The sequence below is a fragment of the Pseudomonas sp. AU12215 genome, assembly GCF_001675465.2.
In the GTDB taxonomy this organism is placed as follows: Bacteria; Pseudomonadota; Gammaproteobacteria; order Pseudomonadales; family Pseudomonadaceae; genus Pseudomonas; species Pseudomonas nitroreducens.
On record NZ_MACM02000181.1, the window covers coordinates 26,312 to 36,926 of the forward strand.

Here is a 10,615-nt window from a genome sequence, read left to right on the forward strand (position 1 = left end):
TTCCTTAGAGGCTTAGAGTTCGTAACCGTAGGACTTGATCACCGCGGCGGCCTTCGGCCCTTTCAGGTAATCGACCAGCGCCTTGGCGGCGGCGCTGTCCTTGCCCTTGTTGAGGATCACGGCGTCCTGGCGGATCGGGTCGTGCAGGTCAGCCGGGACGATCCAGGCGGAACCGCTGGTCACCTTGCCATCCTTGTAGATCTGCGACAACGCCACGAAGCCCAGCTCCGCGTTGCCGGTGGAAACGAACTGGAAGGCCTGGGTGATGTTCTGGCCTTCGACGATCTTGCCGGCGACCTTGTCCTTGAGGCCGAGCTTGTCGATCACCTGGGTAGCCGCCAGGCCGTAGGGCGCGGCTTTCGGGTTGGCGATGGACAGGTGCTTGTACTCGTTCTTCTTCAGCACCTCACCCTTGGCATCGACGTAGCCGTCTTTTGCCGACCACAGTGCCAGGGTGCCGATGGCATAGGTGAAGCGCGAACCGGGGACGATTTCCTTCTCGGCTTCGAGTTTCTTCGGCGTGCTGTCGTCGGCGGCGAGGAAGACTTCGAACGGCGCGCCGTTCTTGATCTGGGTGTAGAACTGGCCGGTGGCGCCGTAGACGGCGACCAGCTTGTGGCCGGTGTCCTTCTCGAAGTCCTTGGCGATCGCCTGGATCGGCGCGGTGAAGTTGGCGGCCACGGCGACCTGCACTTCATCGGCCAGCGCCGAGTGCAGGGTGAAGCAGGAAGCGACCAGCAGGGACAGGCTTGCGAAGCGGTGTTTCATGGTGAGGCTCCAGTGGGTTGTTGTTATCGAGCATCGGAATGGCTGGCCGTGCCTCTCGCTCGCTATAACAAAAATTACATAACGATGGCGATGACTCTGCAATACCCCTGATGGGATAGCAACATCAATGGAAGTGTTCGTGCAGAGCAGGCGCGCCATCAGCCGTGAATGGGGCCGTAGCATTCTGCATTTTCTGACCCACAGATCAAATACTGTCTTCGACCTTCGGTGCCTGGCGGCGCGGCCACAGCAGCGTGAAGCATGCCCCGCCGAGCACTTCGCTTTTGGCGATCTGCGCGCGGCCGCCGTGCCAGTGGATGATCCGCCGCACGATGGAAAGCCCCAGCCCATGCCCGCCGGTGACCCGCGCGCGGCTGTCGTCGGCACGGAAGAACGGCTGGAACAAGCGGTGCCACTGCGCTTCGGGAACGCCAGGGCCGTCGTCTTCCACGTCGACCTGGCAGCGATCCACACTCACCCGGTAACTCACCCGCACCCGCCCTTCGGCGTAGCGCAGCGCATTGGTCATCAGGTTCTGCAGGGCACGATGCAGGTAGCGCGGCTCGGCCTCGATCCAACTGCCCTGGTCGAATGGCACCAACGCGCCCGGCTCGCAGGTGACGGTGATTTCCCGGCGCAGCGGCGCGATCTCCGCCACCACCTGTTCCACCAGCGCGCCCAGCTCGATGCGCTGGTAGCTCAGCGCCGGCGAGCCCTGCTCCAGGCGCGCGTAGGTGAGCATCTCGTCCACCAACTGGTCGAGGTCCTGGATGTCGCCATCCATGCCCTCCATGTACTTGCGTCGCGCCGTGTCGGTCTCGGCGGACTCGATCATCTCCAGCCCGAAGCGCAGCCGCGCCACCGGCGTGCGCAGCTCGTGGGACACCGCGCGCACCAGCTCGCGCTGCACCGTCAGCAACAGGTGCAACTGCTCGGCCATGTGGTTGAAGGCCCCGGCGAGGCGCCCCACCGAGTCCGCTCCGCGCACTTCCACGCGGGTATCCAGGCTGCCACGGGCGATGCGCGTGGCGGCGGATTCGAGGCCGCGCAGGCGCTGCTCCAGCCCGCTGATCAACAGGTACAAGGTCAGGCCGATGAGCGTCAGCGCGACGACCACGATGATCGTCAGCAACTGCGGCGGGTAGGGGTTCATCTGGTAGATCGGTCCCAGCTCCAGCACCCAGGGCGTGTCGAGGATGCCCGAGAGCACGCGGATCGAATCGCCGCCCTTGCCCAGCGCCATTACCGTATCGCCCTCTTCCACCCGGCGACTCTGGTCGTCGTCGAGGTCGACCTCCTTCAGGCGCAGCAGGTGCACCTCGAAGCCGAAGCGCTTGTCGCGGACGATGCGCGCCAGGTGATACGGCTGCTCGCTGGCCGGGTAGCGCTTGAGCTCGTCCATCAGCAGGTAGATGGTCGCACGCGCCAGCTGCTCGCTGACCTGCTCCACCTCGCCGGTGAGGATCAGCCCTTCGGCCGCGCTCACCTGGGTCATCACCTTGACTTCATGGGGCGCGCCGGACTGCACCAGCACCTGGTCGTTCATCAGCCGCGCCCGGCTGCGCCCTTCCATGCCCAGCGCATCCAGGCTGGTGAGTTTCAGCGGAATACCCAGCAGGCGGCTCCACTGGCTCAGTGCGCGCTTGCGGTCCACCTCGCTCATGGGCAGCAGCTCGTCCGCCATCAGGCGGAAGGTGCCGCGCGCCAGGTCCTCGCGGTAGCGCTCGCCGCGCACGTCGTTGACCAGGTGCAGGGTCAGCACGGCCAGCGCGGCGACTGCCACCAGGGTCAGCAGCATGCCGCCGTAGATGCGCAGGAAGATGGATTTCATCGGGGGGAATTCCCCCTGGGTTCGGCACTCCTGGGGAGCCCCCTCACCCTAGCCCTCTCCCAGGGGGAGAGGGGACTGTGCGGAGTGCGCATGAAGCCTGGCGCTACAGTAATGCCGCTCGGTTGGCGTCGAGTCAGGCAGGATGAAACCGAACCGACAGCCAGCACGGACAGCCCCCTCTCCCCTTGGGAGAGGGTTGGGGTAAGGGCCAGCGCCCGCCTCACTCAGCTGCCTCCGAGTTGAGCAACCCGTAGTAATCCAGGCTGAGGAACGCACCGTCCTTCACCTCACACTCGCGGCGGCGCCCCTCCAGCACGAACCCGTGGCGCTGCAGCAAGCGGCCGCTGGCAAGGTTCTCCGGCTCCACCTCGGCCTCGATGCGATGCACGTTCATGTCTTGGAAGGCATGGCGGAAGATCAGCGGCAGGCACTCGCTCATCACGCCCTGCCCCCAGTGCTCGGGCAGCAGCCAGTAGCCCAGTTCCAGGCGGCGGTGTTCCTGCTGCCAGTTGTTGAAGCCGCAGCCGCCGAAGATGTCCTCGGGGGCGTCCGGCCGGCAGATCGCCCACCAGATGCCGCTGCGCTCGTTATAGATGCGCTCGAACCATTCCATCTGCTCGCGGGTGGCTTCCAGCGTCGCGTAGGAGACGCCGTAGTAGCGGATCACCTCGGGGTGCGACAGCGCGCGGAATACCGCCGGCTGGTCGGCATCGATGAAGGCGCGCAGGCGGAAGCGCTCGCCGTGCAGCTCGGGGAACGGTGGCACGGCGCTCACGGATCAGAGCTCCCCGACGAACAGGTAGCCCTTGCTGCGCACCGTCTTGATCAGGCGCGGGTGCATCGGGTCGTCGCCAATCTTCGGGCGGATGCGCGAAATGCGCACGTCAATGGAGCGGTCCTGGCCGTCGTACTCGATGCCGCGCAGGGAATTGAAGATTTCCTCGCGGGAGAGGATGCGCCCGGCATTGGCCGCCAACAGCCAGAGCAGGTCGAACTCGGCGCTGGTCAGCTCGATGGTCTGCCCGTCCAGCCAGGCCTCGCGCATGGCATTGTCGATCACCAGCTTGCCGAAGGTCAGGCGCTTGCCGGCAACGGCCGGCACGGCCTCGGCCGGCTCGCTGCGCCGCAGCAGGGCGCGGATGCGCGCCAGCAGCACGCGCGGGCGCACCGGCTTGCACACGTAGTCGTCGGCGCCCATCTCCAGGCCCTGCACCTGGTCCATGTCGTCGGTGCGCGCAGTGAGCATCAGGATCGGCCCGTCGTAATCCGGGCGCAGGCGCTTGCAGATGGACAGCCCATCCTCACCCGGCAGCATCAGGTCGAGCACTACCAGGTCCGGCCGCTCGGCCAGCACCCGCTCCACCGCCCTGCCGCCGTGGGACTCGATGGACACCGCCAGTCCGTTGCTCTCCAGGTAATCCTGGGTCAACTCGGCCAGTCGCTGGTCGTCCTCGACGATGAGAATGCGCGCTTCTTGTTCCACCTTGCCTCCTGATGCGCCATGAGCGAGCGCGAGCACTCTTACTAACAGAGAGTAACTATAGAGAGCCCGCAAAAGCGGCCGGCATTGTAGCCAGATTGCCAGCGCTGCGGCACGCCACCGGCGTAAGCAGGCATTGCGCGAAAAGGTCAAGGGCTGCGCGGTGAGAAACACTACATATTGTGGTAGTGTTCCTTCCCGCACAGCCCCTCCGATGCGTGTGAAAAATCTCTCATCAACCACGACGAACGGTGAAAGGCAGACAGCATCAGGGATAGCGCGAGTTACCCCGCCTCACCCACATTCCATGCACATTTTATCCACAGCTTTTCCCCGTCGCCCCGCCTTGCAAACCCCCCCATAGCGCATTATCTTGTATCCCCGTTGCGGCATACCCCTACATCTTGGGGTTGCCACCACGAACCGGACACAAGAAGAAAGTCGAAATCCCGAGCCTGTTCCACGGCTCCTCCGGTTCCACCACAACGTATTCCAGACGTACTGAGGTGCCAGGCGGCCCAGCCCGCAAGGAGCGATTCATGTCGATGGAAATGCGGTACGGGTGTTGCAACGTAACGTTCAACACCACTAGGTATTGTGGTCCCGGCCCGTAAAGCCGGCACCCGAGTTGGGCCAGGGAGGCGCTTCGGGTCATTCCCCCTGTTCCAGACGAATTCCAGCTCGCGGCTGCAATCGCGGGCGACTGCTCTTTTTGCTCTTTATTTTCGGGACGGCGCCTCTGGCGTCAGCAACACACCAAATTACGAGAACGTGGAGACAACCACCCATGCAAATCGACACCACTCGCGAGAACCCGCAGGCCAACGCGCCGCAGGCCGCCGAATCCGCACAGGATCTGGCCGCCACTGCGCCCGGCCAGCTGCGCGTGATCAAGCGCAACGGCACCGTAGTTCCCTACACCGATGACAAGATCACCGTAGCCATCACCAAGGCGTTCCTCGCCGTGGAAGGCGGCACCGCCGCCGCCTCGTCGCGCATCCATGAGACCGTGCGCCGCCTGACCGAACAGGTCACCGCGACCTTCAAGCGCCGCATGCCCTCCGGTGGCACCATCCACATCGAAGAGATCCAGGACCAGGTCGAGCTGTCCCTGATGCGCGCCGGCGAGCAGAAAGTCGCCCGCGACTATGTGATCTACCGCGAAGCCCGCGCCAACGAGCGCAAGACTGCCGGCAACGCCAGCGACATCGCCCAGCCGCACCCGAGCATCCGCATCACCAAGGCCGACGGCAGCACCCAGCCGCTGGACATGGGCCGCCTGCAGACCATCATCCGCGAAGCCTGCGAAGGCCTGGCCGAAGTCGATGGCAGCCTGATCGAACGCGAAACCCTGAAGAACCTGTACGACGGCGTCGCCGAGAAGGACGTCAACACCGCCCTGGTGATGACCGCCCGTACCCTGGTCGAGCGCGAGCCGAACTACTCCTACGTCACCGCCCGCCTGCTGATGGACACCCTGCGCGCCGAAGCCCTGGGCTTCCTGGGCGTCGCCGAGAGCGCCACTCACCACGAGATGGCCGATCTCTACGCCAAGGCCCTGGCCGCCTACGTCGAGAAGGGCTCCGAGTTCGAGCTGATCGACAGCAAGCTCAAAGGCTACGACCTGGCCAAACTGGGCGCCGCGATCAACCACGAGCGCGACCAGCAGTTCACCTACCTCGGCCTGCAGACCCTGTACGACCGCTACTTCATCCACAAGGACGGCATCCGTTTCGAACTGCCGCAGGTCTTCTTCATGCGCGTGGCCATGGGCCTGGCCATCGAAGAGAAGGACCGTGAAGCTCGCGCCATCGAGTTCTACAACCTGCTCTCCTCGTTCGACTACATGTCGTCGACCCCGACTCTGTTCAACGCCGGCACCCTGCGTCCGCAGCTGTCCTCCTGCTACCTGACCACCGTGCCGGACGACCTGTCGGGCATCTACAACGCGATCCACGACAATGCCATGCTGTCGAAATTCGCCGGTGGCCTGGGCAACGACTGGACGCCGGTGCGCGCGCTGGGCTCCTACATCAAGGGCACCAACGGCAAATCCCAGGGCGTCGTCCCCTTCCTGAAAGTGGTGAACGACACCGCCGTCGCCGTTAACCAGGGTGGCAAGCGCAAGGGCGCCGTCTGCGCCTACCTGGAAACCTGGCACCTGGACATCGAGGAATTCCTCGAACTGCGCAAGAACACCGGTGACGACCGTCGCCGTACCCACGACATGAACACCGCGAACTGGATTCCGGACCTGTTCATGAAGCGCGTCTTCGACGACGGCAAGTGGACCCTGTTCTCCCCGTCCGAAGTACCGGACCTGCACGATCTGACCGGCAAGGCCTTCGAAGAGCGCTACGAGTATTACGAAGCCCTGACCGAGTACAACAAGATCAAGGTGTTCAAGGTCGTCCAGGCCAAGGACCTGTGGCGCAAGATGCTCTCCATGCTCTTCGAGACCGGCCACCCGTGGCTGACCTTCAAGGACCCGTGCAACCTGCGCAGCCCGCAACAGCACGTGGGCGTGGTCCACAGCTCGAACCTGTGCACCGAGATCACCCTGAACACCAACAAGGACGAGATCGCGGTCTGCAACCTGGGCTCGATCAACCTGGTCAACCACATCGTCGACGGCAAGCTGGACACCGCCAAGCTCGAGAAGACCGTGAAGACCGCCGTGCGCATGCTCGATAACGTTATCGACATCAACTACTACTCGGTCCCGCAGGCTCGCAACTCGAACCTCAAGCACCGCCCGGTAGGCCTCGGCATCATGGGCTTCCAGGACGCGCTGTACCTGCAGCACATCGCCTACGGCTCGGACGCGGCCATCGAGTTCGCCGACAAGTCCATGGAAGCGGTGAGCTACTTCGCCATCCAGGCTTCCTGTGACCTGGCCGACGAGCGTGGCGCCTACGAGACCTTCGACGGCTCCCTGTGGTCCAAGGGCATCCTGCCGCTGGACTCCCAGCAGATCCTCATCGAAGCCCGTGGCCAGAAGTACATCGACGTCGACCTCAGCGAATCCCTCGACTGGGCTCCGGTCCGTGCCCGCGTACAGAAAGGCATCCGTAACTCGAACATCATGGCCATCGCGCCGACCGCGACCATCGCCAACATCACCGGCGTATCGCAGTCCATCGAGCCGACCTACCAGAACCTGTACGTGAAATCGAACCTCTCCGGCGAGTTCACCGTGATCAACCCCTACCTGGTTCGCGACCTCAAGGCGCGCGGCCTGTGGGACCCGGTCATGGTCAACGACCTGAAGTACTACGACGGCTCCGTGCAGCAGATCGAGCGCATCCCGCAAGACCTGAAAGACCTGTACGCCACCGCCTTCGAAGTCGAGACCAAGTGGATCGTCGACGCCGCCAGCCGCCGCCAGAAGTGGATCGATCAGGCCCAGTCGCTGAACCTCTACATCGCCGGCGCCTCGGGCAAGAAACTGGACGTGACCTACCGCATGGCGTGGTTCCGTGGCCTGAAAACCACCTACTACCTCCGTGCCCTGGCCGCCACCAGCACCGAAAAGTCCACCATCAACACCGGCAAGCTGAACGCCGTGTCCGCGGGTGGCAACGATGGCCTGCAAGCCGCCGCTGCCGAGCCGCAACCGGCTCCGGTACCGCAGGCCTGCTCCATCGACAATCCAGACTGCGAAGCCTGCCAGTAATGGAGTAAGCGGTCCTCGGAACGGTCCGCGCGTCGTTGCCCGGCAGGTCGGCCCCCATCACGTACAGCCGTACGCTCAGGGTCTCCGACCTACCAGGCGCCTAGCGCGGCCTCGCTCCGAGGCACCGCCAGAACTCCGCAGCTTCACAGTCCCCTCTCCCTCTGGGAGAGGGCTAGGGCGAGGGCGAGGGGCTCTTAAGGCCCCATCTCCCTCAGAACAACAGCCTCCTCCGTCGTGAACGGAAGACGCACAAGCTCTTAGCGTGCACACCACGCCATCAGACATCAGGCCGCCACAGAGCAGCCCACAGAACCAGGAGAGGAAGCCCATGCTGAGCTGGGACGAATTCGACAAAGAAGACGCCACCGAAGCCAAGGCCGCCCCGGCCGTCGCCCAGGCCGCCGCGCAGAACGCTGACAAACTCGACGCCGACGCCGCTGGCTCCGTCGAAGAAGCGCGCGCCGTATCCGCCAACGACTCCGACGCCGTCGCCCGCGCCAAGCAGGCCCTCGACGCCCTGGACATCCAGGAAGGCCTGGACGATCTCGAAGGCTCCGCCGCCCGCGTACAAGTCGGCGACAAGCAGATGATCAACGCCCGCGCCGACCTCAACCAGCTCGTACCCTTCAAGTACGACTGGGCCTGGCAGAAGTATCTGGATGGTTGCGCCAACCACTGGATGCCCCAGGAAGTGAACATGAACGCCGACATTGCCCTGTGGAAGAGCAAGGACGGCCTCAGCGAAGACGAGCGACGCATCGTCATGCGCAACCTCGGCTTCTTCTCCACCGCCGACTCCCTGGTGGCCAACAACCTGGTGCTGGCCGTGTACCGCCTTATCACCAACCCCGAGTGCCGCCAGTACATCCTGCGCCAGGCCTTCGAGGAAGCGATCCACACCCACGCCTACCAGTACTGCATCGAATCCCTGGGCATGGATGAAGGCGAAATCTTCAACATGTACCACGAGATTCCTTCGGTCGCGAAGAAAGCCTCCTGGGGCCTGAAGTACACCCGCTCGATCTCCGATCCGCAGTTCCAGACCGGCACCCCGGAAACCGACCGCCAGTTCCTGCGCAACCTGATCGCCTACTACTGCGTCCTGGAAGGCATCTTCTTCTACTGCGGCTTCACCCAGATCCTCTCCATGGGTCGCCGCAACAAGATGACCGGCACCGCCGAGCAGTTCCAGTACATCCTGCGCGACGAATCCATGCACCTGAACTTCGGCATCGACGTGATCAACCAGATCAAGATCGAAAACCCGCACCTGTGGGATGCCCAGATGAAGGACGAGGCTACCCAGATGATCCTCCAGGGCACCCAGCTGGAGATCGAATACGCACGCGACACCATGCCGCGCGGCGTACTGGGCATGAACGCGGCGATGATGGAGGACTACCTCAAGTTCATCGCCAACCGCCGCCTGACCCAGATCGGCCTCAAAGAGGAATACCCGGGCACCAGCAACCCGTTCCCGTGGATGAGCGAAATCATGGACCTGAAGAAGGAAAAGAACTTCTTCGAGACCCGCGTGATCGAGTACCAGACCGGCGGCGCGCTGAGCTGGGACTGACGGAAGTAGTCGTCATTTTTCACTAAGAAGTAAAACCATTTCACTTCAAGTCGAGAAAAACGCACCAATTTAGTTCGGAGTGTGACAAGCAAAGACCTCGAATCCATCAGGGATGATACTGACGAGGAGCAGTCCAAGGGCCGGTGCGCAATGCGTACCGGCCCTTTTTTATAGTTAATATTGGATTGACATCAAAGCTGTCGAGGCAAATACACCGCCACCCACTCTCTTAATTGCATTTCCCGTTCGACGCTAGGCCAAAGCCACATGACTGCTAACTCGATACAGCCACACCAAGCGTGCGATCAAAATTGCTAACCACTTCGGGTTGGCCTAGCATTCCAGCGACGGCAGGGAAAAATCGTCAGCCCCTAAGGGGAGCCATTTATCGGTCATGGTGGACTAACTCCAAGCTCATCGCCTCTGGAGGGAAACACATATGGCAACCGCCCAGGAACTGCCCCCCCAAAAGAACCCAAAACAACTGACAGCCAGACATGCAGCAAGACATTTGGGCGAGCACCTCAGCGCCTTTCTCGCAGCCAACAATCTTTCTGGCTGGACGGCTGAAGACAGCTATATCTTACGCGAAGATAGAATATCCGACGTACTTATTATCATTGGATGCAGCACCGGCCTTTATACCGGCCAATTAAAAAGATATGCAAAGATAATAAAAAATCTCGCAAAAACATGTGATGGAAGCATAACCTGCTCGCAGGCACACGACATAATCTCAAGAAGCCTTGGCTACAAAAACTATCACACAGCATATAAGTGCAGAACTACGGATAATTTTCTGGAGAACGTGTGGCCTTTCGGAAGCGCCATTGACATATCATCAATCGAAAACAACACTAAAGTATCACCACAAAGCGTTTCCGCCATCAAGTCCTTATATGAGCGCTACTGCACAAACATACTGAAAGATAAACTCTACAACAAGCAACTCAAGAAAGAAAAGGCAGAGAATAAAAAGTCGCAAAGACTTTCGAGATTACGAAGTTCACGCCACGAGAAAATGAACGAACATTACGAATCCCGGATAACCCCCCGGCAATAGATTATATTCAACTGAAAACCCTACGAGTGATGCAATCAAATCTAGGCCGCCGCATACTGAAAACTTGCAGCGGCCTTTTTAGGGTGCGTTAACCTGAGATATAGGATGATTTCCCACCTCTTTGGAGCGGCAGCAATCGGCCCAGGCCGTGTAAAAACGCAGCAAGTGATGGCAATAAACTGCCGGTGGATTTTCTCAGCGTCCAGAAGGCCGCCGGATGC

At 61.9% G+C, this 10,615-nt stretch carries 7 protein-coding genes; 3 read left to right on the plus strand and 4 right to left on the minus strand.

Going from position 1 to position 10,615, the window contains the following annotated elements; translation table 11 throughout:
• Positions 1-12: 12 nt before the first annotated feature.
• From modA to A9513_RS31370, 4 genes are all read right to left on the minus strand, one after another.
• On the minus strand, positions 13-768 hold the full coding sequence (modA, locus tag A9513_RS31355; protein ID WP_037017931.1) for a molybdate ABC transporter substrate-binding protein: 756 nt from the start codon (positions 766-768) through the stop codon (positions 13-15).
• A 205-nt stretch (positions 769-973) separates the two neighbouring features.
• Complete coding sequence (locus A9513_RS31360) at positions 974-2,599, minus strand: ATP-binding protein (RefSeq protein WP_065086425.1); 1,626 nt, start codon at positions 2,597-2,599, stop codon at positions 974-976.
• A gap of 220 nt (positions 2,600-2,819) precedes the next feature.
• Positions 2,820-3,374 carry a GNAT family N-acetyltransferase gene (locus tag A9513_RS31365; RefSeq protein WP_065086426.1) on the minus strand — a complete coding sequence of 185 codons (555 nt, stop codon included), beginning with the start codon at positions 3,372-3,374 and terminating at the stop codon, positions 2,820-2,822.
• A 3-nt stretch (positions 3,375-3,377) separates the two neighbouring features.
• Positions 3,378-4,082, minus strand: coding sequence for a response regulator (locus tag A9513_RS31370; RefSeq protein WP_065086427.1), 705 nt, complete (start codon positions 4,080-4,082; stop codon positions 3,378-3,380).
• A gap of 784 nt (positions 4,083-4,866) precedes the next feature.
• On the opposite strand from A9513_RS31370, the gene A9513_RS31380 reads away from it, so the two are divergent.
• From A9513_RS31380 to A9513_RS35905, 3 genes are all read left to right on the plus strand, one after another.
• The gene (locus A9513_RS31380; RefSeq protein WP_038803422.1) at positions 4,867-7,755 is read left to right on the plus strand and encodes a ribonucleoside-diphosphate reductase subunit alpha; all 2,889 of its coding nucleotides are present in this window, start codon (positions 4,867-4,869) and stop codon (positions 7,753-7,755) included.
• A gap of 328 nt (positions 7,756-8,083) precedes the next feature.
• The gene (locus A9513_RS31385; protein WP_024763120.1) at positions 8,084-9,331 is read left to right on the plus strand and encodes a ribonucleotide-diphosphate reductase subunit beta; all 1,248 of its coding nucleotides are present in this window, start codon (positions 8,084-8,086) and stop codon (positions 9,329-9,331) included.
• Between the two features lie 439 nt (positions 9,332-9,770).
• Positions 9,771-10,394 carry a hypothetical protein gene (locus A9513_RS35905; RefSeq protein WP_141678559.1) on the plus strand — a complete coding sequence of 208 codons (624 nt, stop codon included), beginning with the start codon at positions 9,771-9,773 and terminating at the stop codon, positions 10,392-10,394.
• The last annotated feature ends 221 nt before the right edge of the window (positions 10,395-10,615 follow it).